20 protein-coding genes are annotated in these 22,544 nt (G+C 67.0%); 9 read left to right on the top strand and 11 right to left on the bottom strand.

Features of this window, described 5'->3' with window-relative positions; all coding sequences use genetic code 11:
• Positions 1 to 111 precede the first annotated feature (111 nt).
• On the top strand, positions 112 to 1,878 hold the full coding sequence (locus ACFX4F_RS09540) for a S8 family serine peptidase (RefSeq protein ID WP_236508940.1): 1,767 nt from the start codon (positions 112 to 114) through the stop codon (positions 1,876 to 1,878).
• Entirely contained in the window at positions 1,878 to 2,459 is a 582-nt protein-coding gene (locus ACFX4F_RS09535; RefSeq protein WP_100462107.1) for a DNA breaking-rejoining protein, read from the top strand. Before ACFX4F_RS09540 ends, ACFX4F_RS09535 begins: the two co-directional genes overlap by 1 nt.
• Positions 2,460 to 2,717: 258 nt before the next feature.
• On the opposite strand, the gene ACFX4F_RS09530 is transcribed toward ACFX4F_RS09535, so the two are convergent.
• The 5 genes from ACFX4F_RS09530 to cyoA all read right to left on the bottom strand — a co-directional run bounded on the left by ACFX4F_RS09530 (position 2,718) and on the right by cyoA (position 7,372).
• On the bottom strand, positions 2,718 to 3,404 hold the full coding sequence (locus tag ACFX4F_RS09530) for an SCO family protein (RefSeq protein WP_100553895.1): 687 nt from the start codon (positions 3,402 to 3,404) through the stop codon (positions 2,718 to 2,720).
• Positions 3,405 to 3,518: 114 nt separating this feature from the next.
• Positions 3,519 to 3,851 carry a cytochrome o ubiquinol oxidase subunit IV gene (gene cyoD, locus ACFX4F_RS09525; RefSeq protein ID WP_025877422.1) on the bottom strand — a complete coding sequence of 111 codons (333 nt, stop codon included), beginning with the start codon at positions 3,849 to 3,851 and terminating at the stop codon, positions 3,519 to 3,521.
• 1 nt (position 3,852) lies between these two features.
• Positions 3,853 to 4,488, bottom strand: a complete 636-nt coding sequence (gene cyoC / locus ACFX4F_RS09520) for a cytochrome o ubiquinol oxidase subunit III (protein WP_080149637.1) — start codon at positions 4,486 to 4,488, stop codon at positions 3,853 to 3,855.
• A complete protein-coding gene (gene cyoB / locus ACFX4F_RS09515; RefSeq protein WP_100462105.1) occupies positions 4,485 to 6,461 on the bottom strand; it encodes a cytochrome o ubiquinol oxidase subunit I in 1,977 nt (658 codons plus the stop codon). The genes cyoC and cyoB overlap by 4 nt, the downstream gene beginning before the upstream one ends.
• Positions 6,462 to 6,466: 5 nt before the next feature.
• A complete protein-coding gene (cyoA, locus tag ACFX4F_RS09510) occupies positions 6,467 to 7,372 on the bottom strand; it encodes a ubiquinol oxidase subunit II (protein ID WP_165378346.1) in 906 nt (301 codons plus the stop codon).
• A 183-nt stretch (positions 7,373 to 7,555) separates the two neighbouring features.
• Here cyoA and ACFX4F_RS09505 point away from each other — a divergent pair, with 183 nt between their 5' ends.
• The 4 genes from ACFX4F_RS09505 (at position 7,556) to ACFX4F_RS09490 (ending at position 11,430) form a co-directional block, all read left to right on the top strand.
• Positions 7,556 to 8,971: a PLP-dependent aminotransferase family protein gene (locus ACFX4F_RS09505; protein WP_099819765.1), complete on the top strand. Its 1,416-nt coding sequence runs from the start codon at positions 7,556 to 7,558 to the stop codon at positions 8,969 to 8,971.
• A 72-nt stretch (positions 8,972 to 9,043) separates the two neighbouring features.
• Positions 9,044 to 9,304, top strand: a complete 261-nt coding sequence (locus tag ACFX4F_RS09500) for a hypothetical protein (protein WP_099819766.1) — start codon at positions 9,044 to 9,046, stop codon at positions 9,302 to 9,304.
• Complete coding sequence (locus ACFX4F_RS09495; RefSeq protein WP_236508936.1) at positions 9,304 to 9,906, top strand: DUF6436 domain-containing protein; 603 nt, start codon at positions 9,304 to 9,306, stop codon at positions 9,904 to 9,906. Before ACFX4F_RS09500 ends, ACFX4F_RS09495 begins: the two co-directional genes overlap by 1 nt.
• A gap of 9 nt (positions 9,907 to 9,915) precedes the next feature.
• The gene (locus tag ACFX4F_RS09490; RefSeq protein WP_380654537.1) at positions 9,916 to 11,430 is read left to right on the top strand and encodes a PLP-dependent aminotransferase family protein; all 1,515 of its coding nucleotides are present in this window, start codon (positions 9,916 to 9,918) and stop codon (positions 11,428 to 11,430) included.
• A 135-nt stretch (positions 11,431 to 11,565) separates the two neighbouring features.
• Here ACFX4F_RS09490 and ACFX4F_RS09485 read toward each other — a convergent pair whose 3' ends face one another.
• From ACFX4F_RS09485 to ACFX4F_RS09475, 3 genes are all read right to left on the bottom strand, one after another.
• On the bottom strand, positions 11,566 to 12,867 hold the full coding sequence (locus tag ACFX4F_RS09485) for an aminotransferase class V-fold PLP-dependent enzyme (RefSeq protein ID WP_380654534.1): 1,302 nt from the start codon (positions 12,865 to 12,867) through the stop codon (positions 11,566 to 11,568).
• On the bottom strand, positions 12,867 to 15,272 hold the full coding sequence (locus ACFX4F_RS09480) for a TonB-dependent receptor plug domain-containing protein (protein WP_380654531.1): 2,406 nt from the start codon (positions 15,270 to 15,272) through the stop codon (positions 12,867 to 12,869). The genes ACFX4F_RS09485 and ACFX4F_RS09480 overlap by 1 nt, the downstream gene beginning before the upstream one ends.
• A 142-nt stretch (positions 15,273 to 15,414) precedes the next feature.
• Positions 15,415 to 16,017: a hypothetical protein gene (locus ACFX4F_RS09475; protein ID WP_380654528.1), complete on the bottom strand. Its 603-nt coding sequence runs from the start codon at positions 16,015 to 16,017 to the stop codon at positions 15,415 to 15,417.
• On the opposite strand from ACFX4F_RS09475, the gene ACFX4F_RS09470 reads away from it, so the two are divergent.
• The 3 genes from ACFX4F_RS09470 (at position 15,986) to ACFX4F_RS09460 (ending at position 18,700) form a co-directional block, all read left to right on the top strand.
• Entirely contained in the window at positions 15,986 to 16,813 is an 828-nt protein-coding gene (locus tag ACFX4F_RS09470) for a helix-turn-helix domain-containing protein (protein WP_380654525.1), read from the top strand. The two genes, ACFX4F_RS09475 and ACFX4F_RS09470, sit on opposite strands and share 32 nt — an antisense overlap.
• 34 nt (positions 16,814 to 16,847) lie before the next feature.
• Positions 16,848 to 17,909, top strand: coding sequence for an alpha/beta hydrolase family protein (locus ACFX4F_RS09465; RefSeq protein WP_380654624.1), 1,062 nt, complete (start codon positions 16,848 to 16,850; stop codon positions 17,907 to 17,909).
• A gap of 119 nt (positions 17,910 to 18,028) precedes the next feature.
• Entirely contained in the window at positions 18,029 to 18,700 is a 672-nt protein-coding gene (locus ACFX4F_RS09460; protein ID WP_380654522.1) for a VOC family protein, read from the top strand.
• Position 18,701: 1 nt separating this feature from the next.
• Here the strand turns inward: ACFX4F_RS09460 and ACFX4F_RS09455 are convergent, their stop codons facing one another.
• The 3 genes from ACFX4F_RS09455 to ACFX4F_RS09445 all read right to left on the bottom strand — a co-directional run bounded on the left by ACFX4F_RS09455 (position 18,702) and on the right by ACFX4F_RS09445 (position 22,534).
• Positions 18,702 to 20,114, bottom strand: coding sequence for a TPM domain-containing protein (locus tag ACFX4F_RS09455; RefSeq protein WP_380654519.1), 1,413 nt, complete (start codon positions 20,112 to 20,114; stop codon positions 18,702 to 18,704).
• On the bottom strand, positions 20,111 to 21,949 hold the full coding sequence (locus ACFX4F_RS09450; protein ID WP_380654516.1) for a M3 family metallopeptidase: 1,839 nt from the start codon (positions 21,947 to 21,949) through the stop codon (positions 20,111 to 20,113). Before ACFX4F_RS09450 ends, ACFX4F_RS09455 begins: the two co-directional genes overlap by 4 nt.
• A gap of 72 nt (positions 21,950 to 22,021) precedes the next feature.
• A complete protein-coding gene (locus ACFX4F_RS09445; RefSeq protein WP_380654513.1) occupies positions 22,022 to 22,534 on the bottom strand; it encodes a hypothetical protein in 513 nt (170 codons plus the stop codon).
• Between the last annotated feature and the right edge of the window lie 10 nt (positions 22,535 to 22,544).

The raw sequence follows: 22,544 nt of genomic DNA, 5'->3' as shown, positions 1-22,544 counted from the left end.
GGCTGCGTGAAGAGGTAGGGGGTTGTTCGTTGTGTCGCGTTTGGCTCGTTGCGATGGGGCAGATCCGCCCCGCCGTCCTGCCATGCCGATTCACAACAGAAGGATTCGTGTATGAAGCGACACACGCAACGCTCCGCGCCACCGCGCTCTGCGCGCCTGGCCCTGGCCACTGCCCTGGTACTGGGCAGCCTGGCCCTTACCGCCCAGGCGCAACAGGCCGACCCGCTGGCGGGTATCCAGTGGCATCTGCTCAATACCGGGCAGACGGTGCCGGCCGATACGCTGCCGGTGGCCGGCAACGATCTCAATGTCGATGGCCTGTTCCGCAATGGTATCCGCGGCCAGGGCGTGGTGATCGGCATTGTCGATGACGGCCTGCAGATCGCCCACCCGGATCTGGCCGCGAACGTGGCGGCGGTGGCCGGCAAGAACTTCGCCAATGGCTCCAACAATCCCACCCCGTCCAATCCCGATGCCGACAACCACGGCACGATGGTGGGCGGCATCGCCGGTGCCGTGGGCGCCAACAACCTGGGCGTGCGTGGCGTAGCCCCGGCGGCGACGCTGAAGGGCTTCAACGTGCTGGCCTCCAATGCGCAGGGCAACCAGCAGAGCAACATCGAATACGCCTGGTGGGATGGCGCCGAGTCGGCCGATGTGCAGGTGTTCAACAACAGCTGGGGCGCGGGCCCGGGCAACCCCAACCTGCCCGTGGCCTACAGCCAGAACACGGTGAGTTCGTACGAGCAGGCACTGTCGGGTACCCGCGGTGGCCGCGGCGGCATCTACGTGAAGTCGGCCGGCAACAACTTCAACAACGCCTCGATCAGCCAGACCCAGGACGTCTGCACGACCGATACCAAGAACCGCAACACGGGCTGCGTGCCGGCCGGCCGCGATCCGCGCAACAACCTGTTCAACGTGATCACCGTGGGTGCAGTGCGCGCCGACGGCGTGCGCTCGTCGTACTCGTCCACCGGTTCGGCACTGTGGGTGTCGGCCTTTGGCGGCGAGTATGGCCTGCAGGCGCAGTACGCGCCGAACCTGGTGGCACGTGCGTACGATCCGGCCATCGTCACCACCGACGTGACCGGCTGCACCCAGGGCAGCAACAAGAACACCAACCGCCAGAACACGCTGGACAGCAACCTGTCGGCGATCGACAGCACCTGCAACTACACCGCGAAGATGAACGGTACGTCGGCGTCGGCGCCGATGGTATCGGGCGTGGCGGCGCTGGTGCTGGAAGCGAATCCGAACCTGTCCTACCGCGATGTGAAGTACATCCTGGCCACCACCGCTACCCGCAACCACCCGAACCAGCCGGCAGTGACGCTGGCCGACGGTCGCACGCTGGTGCCGGGCTGGACGGTGAACGCTGCCAACCGCGCGTACAGCAACTGGTACGGCTTCGGTGTGGTCAATGCGGCGCGTGCGGTGCAGGTCGCCGAGACCTTCCAGTCGCTGGGGCCGCTGCTGGACACCGGCTGGCGCACCACCACGCGCACCGTTGCCATCGGCAACACCACCAACGCTGCCGCGCGGTTGACCTTCCAGGTGGCCAATGGCGCACGCAACATCGAGTCGGTGCAGCTGGGCTTCCGGGTCAACCACAGCAACACCCGCCAGCTGCAGTTCGTGCTGGTTTCGCCCAGTGGCACGCGCAGCGTGGTGCAGCCGGCGTTCACCGCCATCGGCTCGGGTACGGGTGGCGTGCAGCGCAACTTCACCAACTGGGATCTGCTGTCCAGCAATGCCTTCCTGGATGAAAGCGCCACCGGCACCTGGACGCTGGAAGTAACCGACATGGGGCAGGCCGCGAACGCTGCATCGCGCGGCAACCTCGAATTCTTCAAGATCCGCGTTCTGGGGCACTGATGATGAAGACGACCATTCTGTTGAGCACGCTCGCCTTCGCGGCGATGACCTCCCCTGCCTGGGCACAGAGCTCGGGGCAGACCCCACCGGCCAGGAGCCTGTCCACCGTGGATGCGCAGGAACTGAAAGCCTCCGCCACCGGCCGTTCGTTCGATGTGGGCGGCGCGCGTTTCCAGCTGTCTCCTTCGACCACCGTGAAGCAGGCCGCAGGCGGTCAGTTCACGATCACCCCGCAGGCCGCGGCGACCACGACCAGCACGCGCAGCAAGCGTTCGCTGGATGGTGCAGCAGCAGGCGGTGCTGATGCCGGTGCCGGCAAGTTCGCGGCGGCGGTATCCAATGATGGTGCGCCGGTGGTGGCGACCTCACGGGTGAAGGTGTTCTTTACCGATGCGGCGTCTGCACAGCGCGCGGCGAAGGCCACTGGTGGCACCGTGGTGAAGGTCTCCAAGGCCGCAGGCCTGGCCATCGTGGAGTACCCGTCGGTGAACGCGGCGCTGGATGCGAGCACCCGGCTGCTGTCGACCGCGGGCGTCAAGGCGGCCGAGCCGGACGTGGTGCAGTGGGAAGAGAAGAAGTGATCTAGGGCGTTGCGTGGTGCCCCCGGTCGGTTGGCTCTCCTGGCCGGCCGGGGGATTGGCGAGCGGGAGGGCGTGCCGACCAACGGTCGGCACCCACCAGATTCGCGATGCCGGCACACAGCAGAATCCCGATGTCGGCACCCACCAGATTCATTCACCGCGTGTCGACCAAGGTCGACACCTGCCAGAGCGAACATCGTGTCGACCAAGGTCGACACCCACCGGAGCAGGCATCACCCACCGGAGCGGATGCGTCGCTCAGCGGGCGGCGAGGCTGGTGTTGTGCGGCAGCTTGCACGCGGCCAGTGCTTCGCTGCCGGCGGCCGGATGTTCCGGCTCCAGCAACAGCCGCTGCACGTCCGAGAACAGCTGTTCCACCGGCATGCCATAGGGGGCGAACAGGCGCAGGCGGCCCTGTCGGTCGAACACGTAGCCGCCGGCGATGTGGCTCATCGTGTAGGTGTCCGGCAGCTGGCCGGGCTCTTTCTCGTAGAACGCCTTGAAGTCGCTGGCCATTGCAGAGAGCTGCGCCTCATCGCCCACCAGCGCGATCGCCTTCGGGTCGAACGCGTGCACGTAGGTGTGTGCGACTTCGGGGGTATCGCGCGCCGGGTCCACGCTGACGAACACCACCTGCAACTGGTCGGCATCCTTGCCCATCAGGTGCTTGACCTGGCTCAGTTCGACCATGGTGGTCGGGCACACGTCGGGGCAGCTGGTGAAGCCGAAGAACAGGTAGGTCACCTGCCCCTGCAGGTCCTTCGGGCCACGCAGGGTGCCGGCGCTGTCGGGCATGGTCCAGTGCTGGCCGAGCTCCTCGCAGGCGATGTCCTTGGAATAGAAATCCATGCGCGACTGCGCGCTGCAGCCGGCCAGCAGGCCGAGTGCCAGGCCTGCGGCAAGCAGCGGCAGGCGGAGGGAACGAACAACGGAAGCAACACGCATCACGGGTACCACCAACACGAGGTGGGCGCGGTCTCGGTCAGGCCTGCCCTGGGGGGAGAGAGGGCTGAGGTGCCAGGGCGATCGCGCACTCCTTGCCGATCGCCCCGGCCACGGTCAGTTGATCATCATGTGGTAGTGCATGCTCCAGATGATCCAGATCGACAATGCGACCACGATGAACAGGATCACCAGAGTGAACACGAAGCTGGCGAGGTTCCAGCCACCTTCGGACTTGCGGTCCATGTGCAGGAAGTACACCAGCTGCACCAGGATCTGGGCGACGGCGAAGCCGACCAGCAGGAACAGCGTGACCGGCCGCGACAGCACCGGGTTCATCACCAGCGCGAACGGCACCACCGTCAGCAGCGCGCACAGCACGAAGCCGATCAGGTAGGACTTGGTGGAACCATGCGCATTGCCGGCGCGCGAGGTTTCGACGTGGGCCATGTCAGAAGGCTCCGATCAGGTAGACGAAGGTGAAGACGCAGATCCACACCAGGTCCAGGAAGTGCCAGAACAGGCTCAGGCAGGACACGCGGGTGATGTTGGTCGGGGTCAGGCCACGGCGATACACCTGGTGCATCACCACCGCCATCCAGATCAGGCCGCTGGCCACGTGCAGGCCGTGGGTAGCGACCAGGGCGAAGAACGCCGACAGGTAGGCACTGGTGCTGGGGCCGGCACCTTCATGGATCAGGTGCGAGAACTCGTACAGCTCCATGCCGATGAACGAGGCACCGAGCACGAAGGTCACGCCCAGCCAGCGCAGCACCGCTGCCTTGTCCAGGCGATGCATGGCCAGCACGGCCTGGCCGTAGGTGATGCTGGACACCAGCAGGATGAAGGTCTCGGCCATCACGAACGGCAGCGAGAACAGCTCCTTGCCGGTGGGGCCGCCGGCGTAGGCGGTGCTGAGCACCGCGTACGAGGCGAACAGCGAGCCGAACAGCACCAGGTCGGACATGAGGTAGACCCACATGCCGAACACTTTCATGCCGCCCTGTTCGTGGGCGTGGTCGTGCTCATGGTGGTCGTCGTGGACCAGCGCGTCGCTGTCCAGTTGCGGACGGGTCAACAGGTTCATGCGCCTGCCTCCTGCAGCTTGGCGTGGTTGGCCGCTTCGGTACGCGCCACCTCCTCGGAGCTGACGTAGTAATCCACGTCCTCGTTGTAGGAGCGCGCGATCAGGGTGACGATCATCGCGATGAAGCTGGCACCGGCCATCCACCAGATGTGCCAGACCAGGGCGAAGCACAGCACCAGGATCCAGACGTTGAGGATCAACGGCACGCCGGTGTTCTTCGGCATGTGGATCGGCGCGTACTTCTTCGGTGGCGGCGGCAGGCCGCGCTTCTTCGCTTCGTGGAAGGCATCCAGCTCATCGGCCTTGGGCACCACGGCGAAGTTGTAGAACGGCGGCGGCGACGGCGTGGCCCATTCCAGCGTGCGTGCATTCCACGGGTCGCCGGTGAGGTCGAGGTTGCGCTTGCGATCACGCACGCTGACGTAGATCTGCACCAGCATCAGGATGATGCCCGCGAACACGAACAGCGCACCGATGAACGCGGCGATCAGGTACGGCGTCCACGCCGGGTTGTCGTACTGGTTCATGCGCCGGGTCATGCCCATGAAGCCGAGCATGTACAGCGGCATGAAGGCCAGGTAGAAGCCGATCACCCAGCAGGCGAAGGACCACTTGCCCAGGCGCTCGTTGAGGGTGAAGCCGAACACCTTCGGGAACCAGTAGACGAAGCCGGCCAGGTAGCCGAACAGCGCGCCGCCGATGATGGTGTTGTGGAAGTGGGCGACCAGGAACAGGCTGTTGTGCAGCAGGAAGTCCGCGCCCGGGATGGCCAGCAGCACGCCGGTCATGCCACCGATGGTGAAGGTGACCAGGAAGGCGATGGTCCACAGCATCGGCACGCTGAACTCCACGCGGCCGCCGTACATGGTGAACAGCCAGGTGAAGATCTTCACGCCGGTGGGGATGGCGATGATCATCGTCATGATGCCGAAGAAGGCATTGACGCTGGCACCCGAGCCCATGGTGAAGAAGTGGTGCAGCCACACGATGAAGGACAGGATGCCGATCGCCAGGGTGGCGCCGACCATCGACTTGTAGCCGAACAGCTTCTTGCGCGAGAACGTGGCGGTCACTTCAGAGAAGATGCCGAACGCCGGCAGCACCAGGATGTACACCTCCGGGTGGCCCCAGGCCCACACCAGGTTCACGTACATCATCGGGTTGCCACCCAATGTGTTGGTGTAGAAGTTGAAGTCCAGGTAGCGGTCCAGGGTGAGTGCACCCAGGGCCACGGTCAGGATCGGGAAGGCGGCGATGATGATCACGCTGGTGACCAGCACGGTCCAGGTGAACACCGGCATCTTCATCAACGTCATGCCCGGCGCACGCATGCGCAGGATGGTGATGAACAGGTTGACGCCGGTCAGCAACGTACCGATGCCGGACGCCTGCAACGCCCAGATGTAGTAATCGACACCGACCCCTGGACTGAATTCGATGCCCGACAGCGGCGGATAGGCGACCCAGCCGGTCATGGCGAATTCGCCGACACCCAGCGAGATCATCATCAGCGCAGCGCCGACCACGAAGATCCAGAAGCTGAAGGCGTTGAGGAACGGGAACGCCATGTCGCGTGCGCCGATCTGCAGCGGCACGATGATGTTCATCAGGCCGACCACGAACGGGGTGGCCACGAAGAAGATCATGATCACGCCGTGCGCGGTGAAGATCTGGTCGTAGTGCTCCGGTGGCAGGAAGCCATCACTGCCCGGCCCGGCGGCCGCCAGCTGTGCACGCATCATCAGCGCATCGGCGAAGCCGCGCACCAGCATGACCAGCGCGACGACCACGTACATGATGCCGATCTTCTTGTGGTCCACGGTGGTGAACCAGTCGCGCCACAGCACGCCCCACAGCTTGAAGTACGTCACCGCGCCGAGCAGCGCGAGGCCACCCAGCACCATGGCCGCCAGCGTGACCACCACGATCGGCTCGTGCAGCGGCACGGCCTCCCACGTCAATTTACCCAACATGTTCGTTACTCCTGGGAAACCTGGGCACCGGCGGCCGTACCGGCCGGGGCCGCAGCAGCGGTGTTCTCACCGACACCGATGAACTGGTCGATGACTTTCTTGAACAGCAGCGGTTCGACGCTGGAGAAGTGCTGCACCGGCGCGTTCTTCGACGGGGCGGCCAGCGCCTTGAACTGATCGAAGCTGAGCGCATCCGGTGCGCTTCGCACCTCGGCCACCCAGCGATCGAAGTCTTCATTGCTGCTGGCGGTGGCGATGAACTTCATGTTCGAGAAGCCATGGCCGCTGTAGTTGCCGGACATGCCACGGAACTGGCCGGGCTCGTTGGCGATCAGGTGCAGCTGCGTGCGCATGCCGGCCATCGCGTAGATCTGCCCGCCCAGCTGCGGGATGAAGAAGGTGTTCATCGTCGAGTTGGAGGTGATGTTGAACGCCAGCGCACGGTTGGCCGGGAAGTTGAGCTGGTTGACCGTGGCGATGCCCAGGTCCGGGTACACGAACACCCACTTCCAGTCGGTGGCGATCACGTCCACGTGCAGCGGCTCGCCGGCCACGTCCAGCGGCTTGTACGGATCAAGCTCGTGGGTGGACTTCCACACGATCACCGCCAGCACCGCGATGATGATCAACGGCACGCCCCAGACCACCACTTCCACCTTGGTGGAGTGCGACCAGTCCGGCGTGTACTTGGCCTTGGTATTACCGGCGCGGAAGCGCCAGGCGAACACGAAGGTCAGCACGATGGCCGGCACGACGACGATCAGCATCAGGCCGATGCAGATCAGGATCAGGTCGCGCTGTGCGATCCCGACCATGCCCTTCGAATCCAGCAGCACCCAGTCGCAGCCCGTCAGGGCGATGCAGGCCAGGGCGACCAGCGCCAGGCGGATGCGGTTCCAGCAGATATTCATTGGAGGTCAACCCTGTTGAAGATGCGCGCTTGACCGGCTCGCCTGCGCGCAGCGCCCGGGCGTGGAGCGGCTACACTGTGGGTACGAGGTCGCCTACAAGCAGGCGAACCACTCCAATCAAGCCCATACAAGATACAGCATTGTATGGACCTGTGCATCTGCAAGTATGGAAAAATCCGACCGATGACGCCTCCTGCTGCCGGCCGCCGCCTGAAACACCCCAACCGGACCTGGGTCCGCCCGTTCCGTGAGGGCGCAGGACCGCTGTACCTGCAGATCGCCCAGCAGGTGCGCGAGGCGGTGGACGATGGCGTGCTGCGCCCGGGCGACCGCCTGCCACCGCAGCGCGATCTGGCCCAGCAGGTGGGGGTGGACCTGACCACGGTCACCCGCGCCTTCGCCGAACTGCGCCAGGCCGGCCTGCTGGACGCGCAGGGCGCGGGCGGCACCTTCATTGCGATGTCCGCCGGCAACCGCAGCACCTCGGTCGACCTGAGCATGAACATCCCGCCGCTGCTGGGCAGCGCGCCGTTCGCACAGGGCATGGAAGCCGGGTTCCAGCACCTGGGCCAGCAGCTGGGCCAAGGCGAGCTGATGAGCTACCACGTTGGCGCCGGCAGCCGCGACGACCGCGCGGCCGCCGTGCAATGGCTGGCGCCGATCCTCGGCCCGGTCGCCGCCGAGCGGGTGGTGATCTGCCCCGGCGCGCAGACCGCGCTGTGCGCGCTGATCCTGGCTCGCACCCAGCCGGGCGAACTGATCGCCGCCGAACAGCTGACCTACCCGGGCCTGCTGGCCGCCGCGCGGGTGCTGCAGCGGGGCGTGGTGCCGGTGGCGATGGACGCCGAGGGCATGCTGCCCGATGCCCTGGAAGAGGCCTGCCAGCTGCGTCGGCCACGCCTGCTGTATCTGGTGCCGACCATCCAGAACCCGACCACGGCGACGATGTCGGCACAGCGCCGGCAGGCCCTGCTGGCGGTGGCGCGGCGGCACGAACTGACCGTGGTCGAGGACGATCCCTACTGGCTGCTGGCCGGCGATGCCGCCCCACCACTGGCCGCGCTGGCCGACGGGGGCTGCCCGGTCTATTACATCTCCACCCTGTCCAAGTGCCTGGCCCCCGGCCTGCGCACGGCCTACCTGGTGGTGCCGGCCGGGCAGCCGATGGAACCGGTACTGGACGCCCTGCGCGCGATCGCGCTGATGCCCACCCAGTCGATGGTGGCCGTGGCCTCGCACTGGATCCGCACCGGCCAGGCGCAGGCGATGGTGCAGCGCTTCCAGCAGGAACTGCGCGAGCGCCAGGCCATCGCCGCCCGCTATCTGCCCGCCCGCCGCCAGGCCCATCCGGCCGGCCTGCATGTGTGGCTGCCCTTGCCGCCGCGGCTGGACCAGTACCGCTTGATCCAGGCCGCGCAGGAACAGGGCCTGGGCATCGCCAGCTCCGACGCCTTCAGCGTGGAGGAACCGCCACCGGGCAACGCCATCCGCCTGTCGCTGGGCGGGGCCGTGGACCAGGAGGCCTTGGCCGGCGCGCTGGCCAAGCTGAACGAGATTCTGTCCGAGGCACCCGACGCGCGCCATTCGGCGATCGTCTGAGCCACCCCGTGAGCCATAACCATACAAGATGATATCTTGTATGCACTGTATGGACCGAGGGACGTGCCGCAGATGGCCGCCGACAAACTGAAGTTCCACCTGGTGATGGCCGGCTGCGGCGGCTTCGTCGTGTTGATGCTGGCTGCCCTGGCGTGGGTCTGCCTGCAACCGCAGACCGTGGATGTGCAGGCCGCCGAGCGCCACGCCATCGAACAGTGCCTGCAACGCAGCGAGGACGCGGCGCGCAGCGAGATCCAGCGCCGCGCCCAGGCCGATTCGTGCCGCGAGATGCGCAAGCAGTACGTGCACAAGTTCGGCGAGGACGGCTCCTGATGGGCGCAGCCGCGCCGCGTCCACGCCGCTCGATGCTGCCGGTGATGATCGCCCTCGCCTGCCTGTTCATGGCCGGCGTGGCGGCGGCACTGTGGCAGTACTTCGGCTATGGCGAGCAGTCCACGTTCGCCGAACAGGCCATCGTCTTCGATGACTCGCAGCTGCGGTTGCCGGCGGAACTGGCCGGCGACACCGGCCGCATCCGCGTGGTGCATTTCTGGGACCCGGCCTGCGGCGTGTGCAACCGCGAAACCGGCGCGCACCTCAGCTACCTGATCAGCATGTACCGCCGCGCCGGCATCGACTTCTATGCGATCCGTCGCCCCGGCACCGCAGGCGAACTGCCCGAGCCGCTGCGCAACAAGGTCATCACCCTGCCGACCATCGACGGCATCGAGAACATTCCGGCCAGCCCGGCGGTGGCGATCTGGGACCGCCAGGGCCACCTGGCCTATGCCGGCCCGTACAGCATCGGCATGGTCTGCAACTCGGCCAACAGCTTCGTCGAACCGTTGCTGGACAAACTGGTGCGCGGGGAAACCGTGCGCCCGAAAGGACTGCTTGCCGTGGGCTGCTACTGCCCCTGGCAGGCCAAGCGCTGAGGACGCGCGATGACATCACCGATGCTGGCCGGCGCAGCCGCCACAAACAACAACGGCGGTCACCTGTCCGAACCGACCGATGGTTATGGACAGGCTCCCGCCGTTGGAAGCAACGATACGCCCCGACATCCTCCGTACATGCCGCGACCCGATGTCGCAGGGCTGGGCTGGGTGCAGGACGTGCACGTGCACAGCGGTCCGATCTACCTGCGCATCGTCAACACGCTGGAACGCACCATCAATCGCGGCGGCTTGGCGCCCGGGCAACGGCTGCCCTCGCAGCGCGCGTTGGCGCAGCAGCTGGGCGTGGACCTGACCACGGTAACCCGTGCGTTCGATGAAGCACGCAAGCGTGGACTGATCGAAGCACGCGGACCACAGGGCAGCTTCATCGCGCCGCCCAAGGCCGGTTTTGATCAGGCCGTCGATCTCAGCATGAACGTGCCGCCGGTACCCGACGCCGATGCACTGGCGGACATGCTGCGTCGAGGCGCAGCGGCGGTGCTCGCGCGTAGCAATGCGCCGAACCTGATGACCTATCACCTGGGCGGTGGCAATCCGACCGACCGCCACGCGGCGGCGCGCTGGCTGCAGCCGATGCTGGGCACGGTGGACGATGCACGCCTGTTGCTGACCGAAGGCGCGCAGGTGGCCCTGGCGGCGATCCTGGTCAGCCAGGGACGCGAGGGCGATGCGATCCTCTGCGACCGCTTGGTGTATCCGGGCCTGCTGCAGGCCGCCGCCGCGCTGGGACGGCGGCTGGTCACGGTGGAGGGCGACGAACAGGGCATGTGCCCGGAGGCGCTGGCCCGCCGGGCGCGGGAATGTGGCGCGCGCCTGGTCTACCTCAACCCCACCTGCCAGAACCCGACGGCGCTGACCGTGCCCACCGTGCGGCGCGAGGCGCTGGCGCGGGTGCTGGAGCGCGAAGGCCTGCTGGCGATCGAGGACGATCCGTACTGGCATCTGGCCGTCACCGCGCCGATTGCGCTGGCGACGCTGGCACCTCGACACGTGTTCCATGTAGCCACGCTGTCGAAGGTGATCAGCCCCGGCCTGCGTACCGCGTTCGTGCAATGCCCAAGCGCCGCCCACGCCGAAGCGATGGCTGCCGCACTGCGTGCCACGCGGTTGATGGGCCATCCGCTGGTATCCGCGCTGGCCAGCCAGCTGCTGCTGGATGGTTCGGCGCAGGCGCTGCTGGTGCAGGTGCGCGAGGAAGCACGCGAGCGCACGCGGATGGCGCGGTATCTGCTGGCGCCTTCATTGCTGGAGCGCGCCGATGGGCTGCATGCGTGGTGCCGGGTGCCCGCGCCATGGACCGACGCCACGCTGGTGCGGACGGCGCAGCTGCAGGGCTTGGCGATCGCGCCTTCATCGGCGTTCTGTCCGCCGGGCGCAGCGTTCGCGAGCGGCGTGCGGCTGTCGTTGGGATTGGCTGCCGACCGGCGGCAACTGGAGAACGCGCTGCGGCGGATCGATCGGTTGTTGTTGTCCGACGCGTTGCCGGCGATCGAGCGGTAGGCGGAGAGCATCCACGCATGGCGTGGATCTACTGGGCCCGTTTCGGTAGATGCCAACCTTGGTTGGCAATGCCCGTTCATGCCATGCGTGGATGCGGTGCCAACCAAGGTTGGCATCTACCAACGCGGCGGGCGTTCAGGCCAGTGCGGCCAGCGCCTGCACCAGCGCATCCATCTGCGCGGGGCGGGTGAACACCGATGGCGTCACCCGCACGCAGGCGCCGGAGTCCAGGCCATCGCGATGCGTAGTGAATATCCGATACTCATCCAGCAGCCGTCTCTGCAGCGCCTGGTTGTCTTCCACCGAGGCATGGCCGCGCAGGCGGAAGCTGGCCAATGCACTGGCCAACGCCGGATCCGGCGACGACAGCACGTCGATATGCGCCATCTGCCGCGCTGGCACCGTCCACCGCTCGCGCAGGTAACGCAGGCGCGCCTGCTTGTTGGCTGCACCGATGCGCTGGTGCAATGCGATGGCCTCGGGCAGGGCCAGGTACGCGGCGAAGTTGACCGTGCCGGTATGCACGCGGCTGCCGACGCGACCATCGTTGGTCTCGCCCATGTACGGATCCAGGTCGGCCACGCGCCCTTTGCGTACGTACATCGCGCCCACGCCCACCGGTGCGCCGATCCACTTGTGGAGGTTGATGCCAACGAAATCGGCCTTCAGCTGCGGCACCGCGTAGTCGATCTGGCCGAAGCCATGCGCGGCATCGACAATCACATCGATGCCGCGTGCACGCGCACGCTCGGCGATCTCCGCCACCGGCAGCACCAGCCCATGGCGGTGGCTGACCTGGGTCAGCAGCAGCAGTTTCAGGCGCGGCAGGCGCGCGAATGCGTCATCGTAGGCCTGCAGGATCTGCTGATGGGTTGGCACTGCTGGCAACGCAATGCGCTCGACCTGCACGCCACGGCGCAGCTGCAGCCAACGCATGGCGTTGATCATGCTGTCGTAGTCGATATCGGCGTACAGCACCTGGTCGCCGGGCTGCAGGCGGTTGTAGCCGCCGATCAGCGCCAGCATCGCCTCGGTGGCGCCGCGGGTCAGCGCGATCTCATCGGCGCCCACGCCCAGCATGTCGGCCACCTGCCGATGCACCGCCATGTACTGCGCGGGAAACGCATGGCGCCCGTACCAGGCATTGCCGCGATTCACTTCGGCGGTGTGCCGCTGGTAGCTGGCCAGGGTCTGCCTGCCCATCGCGCCCCAGTAGCCATTCTCCAGGTGGTTCACTTCATCGGTGATGTCGAAATGGCTGGCGACGGCGGACCAGTACGACTCGTCACGGGCCAGCACGTGCGGCGTCGTGGAAGGTGCGGGAATGTCCATCGGCACAGCGTAGCGCGCGGCTGCCGGAGCAGCCAGCGCGGCCAGCGCCGCACTGGCCGGCAACAGCGCACCCGCACGCAGCAGGGAACGACGGCGGCTGTCCATCAGAAGGTCAGCCGGTACTGCGCGTACACATTGGCGCCGTCGGTGTCATACGGGGCGTTGCGCGAATAGATCAGGCCGCGGCTGGCCTGGAACGTGGCTTCATCCGGGTAACGATCAAACACGTTGTCTGCGCCCACGCGCAGGCTGTGGTGTTCGTTGATGCGATAGCCCACCGCCAGGTCGAGGAAGGTCATTGCACCGAACTGCTGGTAGATATCGCCCGTTGCATTGCCGGTGGAGTCGGTCCACTTGCCGTAGTAGCGAACGCGTGCCATCAACGACCACGCGCCGACGTCCCAGCTGCCGGTGAAGCTGCCCTTGTGCTCGGGCAGGCGGTCTTCGAACAGCACGCGCTGGGTCTCGTTGGTCGCCACCGAGGTGCTGCCGTTGTCGACGCGGGTCTGGTTGTAGTTGTAAGCCAAGGTCAGCGTCATGCGCCCGGCGCCGAGATCGCGCAGGTAGTTGCCGACCACGTCCACGCCGGTGGTGGTGGTGTCGAAATCGTTGGTGAAGTAGTTCACCGAGGTATAGCCCAGCGGGTTGGGCGTGCCGGCCGGAATGGCGAAGCTGGCCGACTGGCTGAAGCGGTCGCTGAGCGTGATCCGGTAGACGTCGACCGACCCGGACAGGCCCAGGTCGGTGCGCCAGCTCAGGCCGAGCGAGGCGGTGCGCGATTCCTCAGGGGTCAGCGGCTTGGCACCCAGCAGCTGCGCCAACGGATCACTGGGCGACAGGCGGCCGCTGGTGAAGATCTGCAGCGTACGCGTGTCCAGGCCCTGGGTGGTGCTGGTGGTGTTGAGCTGGGCCGGGGTGGGCGCGCGGAAGCCGGTGGAGAGCGTTCCGCGCAGCGCCACGTCCGGGGTGATCGCAAAACGTGCCGACAGCTTGCCATCCAGCGTGCTGCCGAAGCTGGAGAAGTCTTCATAGCGACCCGCCGCGCCGATGCTCCAACGCTCGCCCAACGGTACTTCCATGTCCACGTAGGCGGCCTTGCTGCGCTGGCTCCACTGCCCGGCCTGGCTGGCCGAGAAGCCCGGCGCGCCGTTGGAGTTGGCCTCCAGGCCCGCTGCCGCACCACGGCCCACTGCATACGAGGCGGGGTCGCCGGCGCGCACCTGGTAGGTCTCCTGGCGGAACTCGGCACCGAAGGCGACGTTGATCGGCTTCGACAGCGCGGCCACGTCCCATTCGTAGTTGAAGTCCGCATTGGCGTTCTTCTCGGTCTGGGTCAGCCGGCCGAGGTCGAAGGAGGTCGGGCTGTCCGGGCCCAGCGAGGCATTGATCGAGTTGTCCAGGCTGTAGTCGATGGCATTGCGGCCATACGAGGCGCTCAGGTCCCAGCGCAGCCTGGGGGTGATCTCACCGCGCAGGCCGGCGACCAGCTGCAGGTCGTTCTGCGTGTTGCCGTACTGCGGGCTGAAGCCCACCGGGTAGATCGAGCGCAGGTTCCAGCCGGGGAAGATGCTGGTCGTACGGTACGCGCCAGTGGTGGTATCCGGGTTGCGCCAGTTGAAATCGCTGACGCCATCGCTGTGGCTGTACAGGCCGAAGGCATACAGCTCCAGGGTGTCGCTGGCATTGGCCTTCAGGTTGAAGCCCACGCGGCGGCTTTCCAGCTCCGGCTGGCCCCAGCGCTGCACCGGGTTGGGCACCTGCAGTTCGGGGTGCGCGGCCTGGAAGGCAATGGCATCCGGACGCTGGCGGGTGCGCGAGGTGGCATCGGAATTCGACGATTCGGCGAACAGGGCCAGGCTGCCGTAGTCTCCCAGCGCCCAGCCGGTGCGCGCACTGAAGTCGCGCGAGCCGCCATCGCCCTGCGCGTACTGCGAATAACCGGCGGTGATCTCGGTGCCGGGGCTGTCTTCCAGGATGATGTTGATGACGCCGGCAATGGCATCCGAGCCGTACTGCGCCGACGCACCATCACGCAGCACTTCGATGCGCTTGATGGCACTGGTCGGAATCTGCGCCAGGTCGGCGGCCTGCGCACCGCGGTTGCCAAGCAGGGCACTGCGATGGAAGCGGCGGCCATTGACCAGCACCAGCGTCTGATCCGGCGACAGGCCACGCAGCGTGGCCGGGCGCACGAACACCTGACCATCGGCCATCGGCAGGCGCTGCACCACGAACGACGGCACCAGCTGCGCCAGCACGTCCTTCAGGTCGGTGGAGTCGACCGACTGGATGTCCTGCTTGGTGAACACGTCCACCGGCGCCAGGGTTTCAAACTGGGTACGGTTGGAGGCACGGGTACCGGTGACCAGCATCGCGTCAAGCTGGGTGGGTGCGGTGTGGCTGCTACTGCTGCTGGTGTCTGCCGTTCCGGCATCTGCTGCGATCGCGCCTCCTGCGCTGACCAGACCAAGGGCGAGGAGGATGGAACGCGACAGCTTCGAACGATGCACGGCAGGACTCCGGGAAGGCACGGCAGGGCCAGGTGGGACCTGGACAAGGCGCGCAGTCTCGGGGCGGGATGTGAAGCAGCGATGACGTGGAGACGACAGTTGCAGCGGTTACGGTGCGGGTGCCGCCCGTACCGGGCGTGCGCTACCCGGCAGCGTCGTCGTCGAAGCCGAAGGTGGCTGGCCGCACCGTGCGCAGCGGGATGAACAGTGCGAGCGCGAAAACGAACAGGAAAGGCGCGGAGAGGATGGCAGTGTCTTCGGTTCCAAAGGCAATCAGGTTCATCTGCAGTTGGCCGATCCACTCGAGGTCCATGAGTACCAGCACAAGGCCACCGATGGTGGGGCACGGCAGGCCGCCATGGCCTGCCATCAACAGCGTGGGCGCCAGCAGTGCTGCCAGCAATGAGAACATCACACGGTACAGCCAGGGGTCCCCGCGCCAGCGCGGCGCCCGCCGCCACATGATCACCAGCAGCGCCAGTGGCAGCAGCGCCGGCAGCAGGGCAATCGCAATGATCATCACCATGCGTCGATCTGCGCGGTCTGGCTGATAGCGGTGACTTCTGGCATGTCCCTGGCCTTCATCGTGTCCATGAAGGCCGCATTGTTGCCGGTACAACGGCAAACGCAAAGCCCCGCCACCGCAAGAACTGCTAAGCGCCCCACCCTGTCGATCCGTTACGCTGCCCGGCATTCGAACAAGGAACAGCGCGATGAGCGCGGCAGGCAAAGCGTTGTGGTACATCGAAAGCCATGCGGACAAGCCGCTGGCGCTGGCCGACATCGCGGCTGCCGCCGGACTGTCGCCATTCCATCTGTCGCGCCTGTTCCAGGCCCGCACCGGTACGTCGGTGGTGCGCTACCTGCGCGGACGGCGCCTGACCACCGCTGCGCAGCAGCTGGCCAACGGCGCAGGCGACATCCTGCAGGTGGCGTTGGCAGCAGGCTACAGCACGCATGCCGCGTTCACCCGTGCCTTCTGCGAGCAGTTCGGGCAGACCCCGGAGCGCGTACGCGAGCGCGGTCTGGCGGAGCTGTCGCTGGTGCACGCGATCCGCCTCGACGATGCACCACAGGCCTGCAGCGAGGCGCCCAGGCTGATCGACTGCACACCGTTCCAGGTAGCCGGCATCGGCATGCGCCACACCCGCGACAGCGGTGGTGCGATTCCCGGGCAGTGGGCACAGCTCAATCGCGAATGGCCAACGCCGGCACCGGTCAGTTTCGGTGTGTGCTGCAACAGCGACGACGAGGGTGGTTTCGATTACATCGCCGCGCTGCCGGTGAATGCCCTGCCGTCGGTCCCGGCACACTGGAAGCGGGTGGACGTGCCTGCGCGCCGTTACCTGGCGGCCTGGCATGGCGGCCATATCTCCACCATCCGCTCGACCTGGTTCTGGCTGCTGGACCAGTACCTGCCTGCCAACCACCTCAGCCTGGCCAACGCGCCGGACCTTGAGCGCTACGACACCCGCTTCGACGAGCACAGCGGCCACGGTGGCGTGGAAATCTGGCTGCCGGTCGATCAACGCCCTGCCTGACCCGGAGAGACTGACGATGCATGCGACGCGATGGATGCTGGCCCTGCTGTTGGCTTCGCTGGCGCCGATGGCGATGGCGGCGACTCCCCTCATCGCCGGTGAACGCCACGGCGTGACAACGCTGGAAAGCGCGGCGATACGCGATGGCGCGCACCGCGATGTGCTGCGCTTCACCGTGTGGTACCCGGCAAGCCCTGGCAGCCAGGAAACGTCGCTGAGCATCGGGCCAGCGGATGCGCCGCTGTTCGAGGTGGGGCGCGCGGCAAAGGACGCCCCCATCGCCAGCGGGCGCCTGCCGACGCTGTTGCTGTCGCACGGCAATGGCGGCACCGCGCGCATGATGGGGTGGCTGGGCACTGCGCTTGCGCGTGCGGGCTACCTGGTGATCGCCGTGGACCACCCCGGCAACAATGGCGCCGATGAGATGACGCTGGCCGGCAGCGTGCTGACCTGGCTGCGCGCCGACGACCTGAAGGCCGCGCTGGCTGCAGTGCAGGCCGACCCGCAGTTGGGACCACACATTGATGCGTCGCGGCTGGGCGTGGTCGGCTATTCCGCCGGTGGCTTCACCGCACTGCTCAGCGCCGGCGCGCGGCCAGACATGGCGCGGCTGCTGGCGTTCTGCAAGGCGCACGCGGACGACGGCGTATGCAGACCGCAGCAGGAAGCGGCCGCACATACGATGGAGGCGCGTCTTGCTGCGGCGGCATCACCGCAACTGCAGCCCTACGTGCAACGCGCGCAGGATGATCGTTCGATTCCCGGTGTCCGCGCCGTGTTCGTACTGGCGCCCGCCGTCGTGCAGGCATTCGAACCGGAGCAGCTGAAGGCGTTGCAGCAGCCGGTGGCGATCGTACTGGGCGCTGCTGATGAGGTGGCGCCACCAGCGACCAACGGTGATGTGGCGGCGGCGCTGATTCCGAAGGCAACGCGGCACGCGCTGCCCGGTGTTGGCCACTATGATTTCCTGTCTGCCTGCACGCCGCTGGCGAAGGAGCGGCTGCAGGCGCTGTGCATGACGGCGGTACCGAAGGAGCAGACGCACGCCGTGGTGGTGGAAGATGCGGTGCGCTTTTTCGGTGAGGCACTGCGGTAGACGCTGTCGAGCACGGTTTGACGTCGGCGGTTTGCAGCAACGATTCGTTGCGCAGGTGATGACGCGGCGCGAAGGTGCGCGGGACTACACTGCACCCAGCGTTACACGGAGGATCGACCATGCGCCTGCTGCACCTCACCCTGCCGGTATCCGACGTCACCCGCGTTGCCGCTTATTTCCGCGACGTGCTGCAACTGGAGGTGGCCGGTGACCAGGTCCGCATCGGCTGGAGCACGATCCAGCTGCATCCTGCCGGCGACCACCCTGTCGGCGGCGTGCACCTGGCCTTCAATGTGCCGGACAACCGCTTCGCCGACGCCATGAGCTGGCTGCGTGCACGCACGCCCTTCCAACGCAACCCGGAAGGCCTCGATTACTTCGCACTGGAAAGCAGTTGGCAATCGCAGTCGGTGTACTTCACCGGACCCGATGGCCTGATCCTGGAACTGATCGGCCGCAGGCGCTTGCCGGCCAGCGACCGCAGGGGCGCCTTCCATGGCAGCGAGTTGACCTGCCTGAGCGAAGTTGGCCTGCCCAGCCACGATGTCGATGCGGTGCGCGAACAGTCCAGCCAGCGCTTCGGCCTGCAGCCGATCAGCCCGCCGTCGCCGCAGTTCGCACCGATGGGCGATGACGAGGGCCTGCTGATCGTGGTTGCCGCCGATCGCCGTTGGTTCCCCGAGCAGAAGGACCTGCCCAACGCGCAGGGACTGCAGCTGCAGGTGGGCGATGTGAGCGGCAGCGGTGAACTGCATGATGCCGCGCTTGGCTGGCGGGTGCGAGCGGCCTGAGCTACCAGCTGCCCGAGGCGCCACCGCCGCCGCTGCGGCCACCCCCACCGGACCAGTCGCTGGAACTGCTCGAGGACGAACTGGACGAGGAGCTGCTGGACGAGGAACGGTAGCCTCTGGACGAACCGCGGCCGCCGCGGGCTTTTTCGCCGGGCAGCAGGGTGAACACCCAGATGAAATACAGGAACAGCGTGCCGACGCTGGACACGATCGTCGTCAGTACGCGGGCGTTCTCATCGCCGGCACGGTCGATGGCCAGCAGTGCGCCCAGCGCATAGCCAGCGGTCAGCAGCATCAGCACCACCAGGCGGATCGCGAAGCTGTTGCGGTTCTTCCGCCAGCGCGCGCGACCGGCCTGCACCAGGAAGAACACCAGCATGGCGGCGATGCCGACCGCCAGGTTCAGCAGCGTGTGCAGCGCAAGGCTGGGCGGCAACTGGCCACGCACCAGCATCACCGCGAAGAAGCCGGTGCTGACGGCCAGCATGCCGTACAGCACGATGCGTACGCCGCGGCTGCGATGCCAGCACCAGCCCAGCAGGGTTGCCACCGGTACGGCGGGCAGCAGCACGAAGGACAGCGCCGGCAGCACGTGGCGCGGCAACAGCAGCGTCGCAGACAGCAGTCCCGCAGCAATCAGCGCCGTCACCAGCAGCGGCCGGCCCCAGGCAGGTAAGGTCGGCCACGTCGGCCTGGGCATCGCCGCATTGGCTGCCAGTGCCTTGCGCCGCCGCTCGCGGCGGTTACCGGTGAAATCGGCTTCGGTGCGGGTCGCCAGCAGACGCGGTGGCGATCGCCACAGACCGGCCAGGAAGCCCGCCAGCAACGTCAGCGCAACGACCGAATCCCCCGTGCGCCAATCCGGCGGCAATACGTTGCGTGCCGATGAATCTTCCCAGGCCGGCAGTTGCTCGCCATCGACCAGCGCCACCAGCACCGCGGTGCCGTCCAGCACGCCCTGGTCCAGGTCTCCCTCGCGCAAGCGCGGTACGATCGCCTTGTCGATGATGCGCGCGGCATACGCATCGGGAATGGTGCCTTCCAGGCCATAACCGGTCTGGATGCGTACGCGACGATCCTGCACCGCCACCAGCAGCAGCACACCATCATCGACACCGGCGCGGCCTAGCTGCCATTGGTCGAAGACGCGCTGCGCATAGGCTTCGATGCCTTCCTCGCCAACGCTCGGCACCACCAGCACCTGCAGCTGCGCGCCCTTGCGCGCCTGCAGCTGCAAGGCCTGCTCACGCAGCGTGGCACGGGTGCTGGCCGACAGCGCATCGGCGGTGTCCACCACCGGGTCATTCAACGCAGGGATCGGGGCTGCCGCCAGTACCAGCAGCGGCAGCAGGCAGAGCAGCAATGCAAGCCATGCCCACGGTCTGGCAACGCGCGCCTGCGGCACCCGGCTCATGTGCCCTGCCCTGCCTCGATCTGCGCATACAGCGCCTGCAGCCGGGCAGCGTTCTGCGCGAACACCTGCAGATCCGCATCGACCAGTGCCGGCCAGTCCGGTGCATGACCCAGCAACTGCGCGACCTGTTCCTGCGGTGCGCGGTCAAAGCCCTCACCCAGTACAGTCAGATAGCGCTGGCGGAAGCCCTCCGGGTCCTGCTGGTCCTGCACATACAGCTGCACTGCCAGCAATCCGGCGTAGAGATAGTTGACCAGATACTGCGGGTCGTCATACATCAGGCGCTTGCCGATCCAGCTGCTGCGCAGCTGCGGGTAGCGCTGCGGCTGCTGGCCGTAGCGCGCCAGCACCTGGCCGGTGAGTGCGTCCAGATCGTCGGCGGTGCCCAGGGTATTGCTGGCCACGCCCTGGTAGATCGACTGCTCCAGCTGTGCTTCCTCGGAGGAGGTGAACAGCTGCAACACCATGTCGTCAAGCAGCGACTTCAGGTAATACGCCTTGGCGCGTGGGTCCTGCGCCTGCTGGTACAACTGGTCACGGAAGCGCAGCTCGTTGTAGATGGCGAACGCCTCGGTCATCCACGCACTGCCATTGAGATGCAATGGCGAGGCATGCCCGCGCAGCATCCACTGCCCATGCATGGCGTGCCCTGCTTCATGGGCGATCTCCACGTCACTTTCCAGATCGCCGCTGCGCAGCCCGACGAACAGCAGCGCCGGCGTGCCCGGTGCGAACACATGGAACGCGTCCTGGCTGCGACTGCCCAGTACGGTGGCCAGATCCATGCGCTTGTGCGCAGGATCCAGCAGCGCACGCAGCTCGGCGACATACTCCGGCCCCAGCGGCTGCATGGCGTCGGCCGCGGTATCGCGCAGCTGCTCCAGGGTCAGCACCGGCGGGATGTAGCCGGCATCCGGCACGGTGGTATCCCACAGCTGCGGCGACACCACACCGCTGCGCCCGGCATGCTGCAGCAGCATGTCCTGGTAGTCACGACGGTCTGCGGCGTGGCGCTCGATCGCCGCCAGCGTCGCGTCGACCGTCTGCGTATCCATGCCCATGCGTCGATAGCCACGTGCGGTGGCCGAGCCGTCGCCCTGCAGACGCGCGGCGGCATCATTCACCTGCACCAGGCCCAGCAGTACCGACGCCATCGGCTCGCGGCGCGACTGCATGCCCTGCCAGTATCCCTTCCACCCGGCCTCACGCAGCGCACGGTCCGGGTGCTGGGCCAGGGCCTGCTTGTCGGCGCCGGTATCCCAGCTGCGGCCAGCACCCTCGATACGGGGGAATTCCGCGCTGTGCATGATCTGCCGGCGCAGGCGCGCGAACGTATCCAGTGCCGGATCGGCCAGCGTATCCACGGCATCATCCAGCTGCGGATTGGCCGGCGCCGCGGCTTCCTGCAGCGCGCGGGCGCGCAGGAACCCATAGGACGCCAGCCAGGGGGCATCCGCCGGCGCCTCACGCAGGGCGGCCCTGCCGGTGCGCGCGATACGGCTGCACAGCCCCATCACCTGGTCCAGCGCCTGCGCCGGGCGACGATCGCGTGCATTGCGCGCGGCCTGCAGATGCAGATACGCATGGTGACGCAGGCACTGTGCCTGCAGCGCTTCGGCCTGGCGGAAGCGCGTGGCCGGCTCGTCCGCCGTGGCGCGCTGCAATGCCTCAACGCGCTCGCCCAGCATGGCACGTGCCGTCTGTTCGGCGGCGGCGCTGGGGAAGTAAGCGCGGTCATCGGCGTGCAGCGACTGCGCGTGCGCGCCGAGGGAGGTGGTCATCGCCCACAGCGTGGCGATGACGACGGTAGTGGTGCGCATCCTGCGGGCCTGCATCGGCGTCTCCGTGCCTTGATCGGGCTTCGAGCCTAGCAGCCGCCGGTAGTCCGCGCCTGTCCCGATCTGGCCTCAGATCGACTCGTCTTCGCGCTTGACCAGTGTCCAGCACGGCTTCTGCGCGAAGGTATAGGTCTGCTGGTCGCTGCTGTCGGGCGTGCGGATCTGCACCTGCATCTGCCCATCGGCCAAGGCTGTCACCTGCATCTCCCGGCCCTGCCCGGCCAGCCCGGCTGGATCGGGCATCACCGGCCATTCGACATCGGCCAATGCGAGTGGGCGTTCCACTGTGCGCGGCTCAGGCTCGGCGCCAGCGTCGACGTAGCTGTCCAGCAGCGGATCGGCCGTGGCCTTTTCCTGCAGGGTGATCTCGTTGCCGAAATGCTCCAGGAAGGTATCGAACGTGGGATGGGGGCACGCCGCGGTCGCCACTGCGGGCGCGGGTTCCACCGCCGTCGCTGTGCTGGCAGGTGCCGCTGCAGGAGCCGTGGCCTCAGCAGGCGCGGGCTGTGGCGCAGGCGCGCAGGCGGACAGCGCCAGGCCAAGGGCGGGCGCGAGCAGCGCAAGGGAACGGCGGGGCTTCATGGGATCGTCC

The organism is Stenotrophomonas sp. YIM B13575 (genome assembly GCF_042787595.1).
GTDB classification, from domain to species: domain Bacteria; phylum Pseudomonadota; class Gammaproteobacteria; order Xanthomonadales; family Xanthomonadaceae; genus Stenotrophomonas; species Stenotrophomonas lactitubi_B.
The sequence above is the reverse complement of the archived record's forward strand: the minus strand, read 5'-3'. Positions and strand labels throughout refer to the sequence as shown.

Bases quoted from the DNA above. Each gene is read 5' to 3' on its own strand.
- ACFX4F_RS09505 (WP_099819765.1), top strand. From the start codon at position 7,556: ATGACGCCTCCTGCTGCCGGCCGCCGCCTGAAACACCCCAACCGGACC.
- ACFX4F_RS09490 (WP_380654537.1), top strand. From the start codon at position 9,916: ATGACATCACCGATGCTGGCCGGCGCAGCCGCCACAAACAACAACGGC.
- ACFX4F_RS09475 (WP_380654528.1), bottom strand. From the start codon at position 16,017: ATGTACCACAACGCTTTGCCTGCCGCGCTCATCGCGCTGTTCCTTGTT.
- ACFX4F_RS09445 (WP_380654513.1), bottom strand. From the start codon at position 22,534: ATGAAGCCCCGCCGTTCCCTTGCGCTGCTCGCGCCCGCCCTTGGCCTG.
- ACFX4F_RS09500 (WP_099819766.1), top strand. From the start codon at position 9,044: ATGGCCGCCGACAAACTGAAGTTCCACCTGGTGATGGCCGGCTGCGGC.
- cyoD (WP_025877422.1), bottom strand. From the start codon at position 3,851: ATGGCCCACGTCGAAACCTCGCGCGCCGGCAATGCGCATGGTTCCACC.
- ACFX4F_RS09450 (WP_380654516.1), bottom strand. From the start codon at position 21,949: ATGCAGGCCCGCAGGATGCGCACCACTACCGTCGTCATCGCCACGCTG.
- ACFX4F_RS09540 (WP_236508940.1), top strand. From the start codon at position 112: ATGAAGCGACACACGCAACGCTCCGCGCCACCGCGCTCTGCGCGCCTG.
- ACFX4F_RS09485 (WP_380654534.1), bottom strand. From the start codon at position 12,867: ATGGACAGCCGCCGTCGTTCCCTGCTGCGTGCGGGTGCGCTGTTGCCG.
- ACFX4F_RS09465 (WP_380654624.1), top strand. From the start codon at position 16,848: ATGCTGGCCCTGCTGTTGGCTTCGCTGGCGCCGATGGCGATGGCGGCG.
- ACFX4F_RS09460 (WP_380654522.1), top strand. From the start codon at position 18,029: ATGCGCCTGCTGCACCTCACCCTGCCGGTATCCGACGTCACCCGCGTT.
- cyoC (WP_080149637.1), bottom strand. From the start codon at position 4,488: ATGAACCTGTTGACCCGTCCGCAACTGGACAGCGACGCGCTGGTCCAC.
- ACFX4F_RS09470 (WP_380654525.1), top strand. From the start codon at position 15,986: ATGAGCGCGGCAGGCAAAGCGTTGTGGTACATCGAAAGCCATGCGGAC.
- ACFX4F_RS09535 (WP_100462107.1), top strand. From the start codon at position 1,878: ATGATGAAGACGACCATTCTGTTGAGCACGCTCGCCTTCGCGGCGATG.
- ACFX4F_RS09495 (WP_236508936.1), top strand. From the start codon at position 9,304: ATGGGCGCAGCCGCGCCGCGTCCACGCCGCTCGATGCTGCCGGTGATG.
- cyoB (WP_100462105.1), bottom strand. From the start codon at position 6,461: ATGTTGGGTAAATTGACGTGGGAGGCCGTGCCGCTGCACGAGCCGATC.
- cyoA (WP_165378346.1), bottom strand. From the start codon at position 7,372: ATGAATATCTGCTGGAACCGCATCCGCCTGGCGCTGGTCGCCCTGGCC.
- ACFX4F_RS09455 (WP_380654519.1), bottom strand. From the start codon at position 20,114: ATGAGCCGGGTGCCGCAGGCGCGCGTTGCCAGACCGTGGGCATGGCTT.
- ACFX4F_RS09530 (WP_100553895.1), bottom strand. From the start codon at position 3,404: ATGCGTGTTGCTTCCGTTGTTCGTTCCCTCCGCCTGCCGCTGCTTGCC.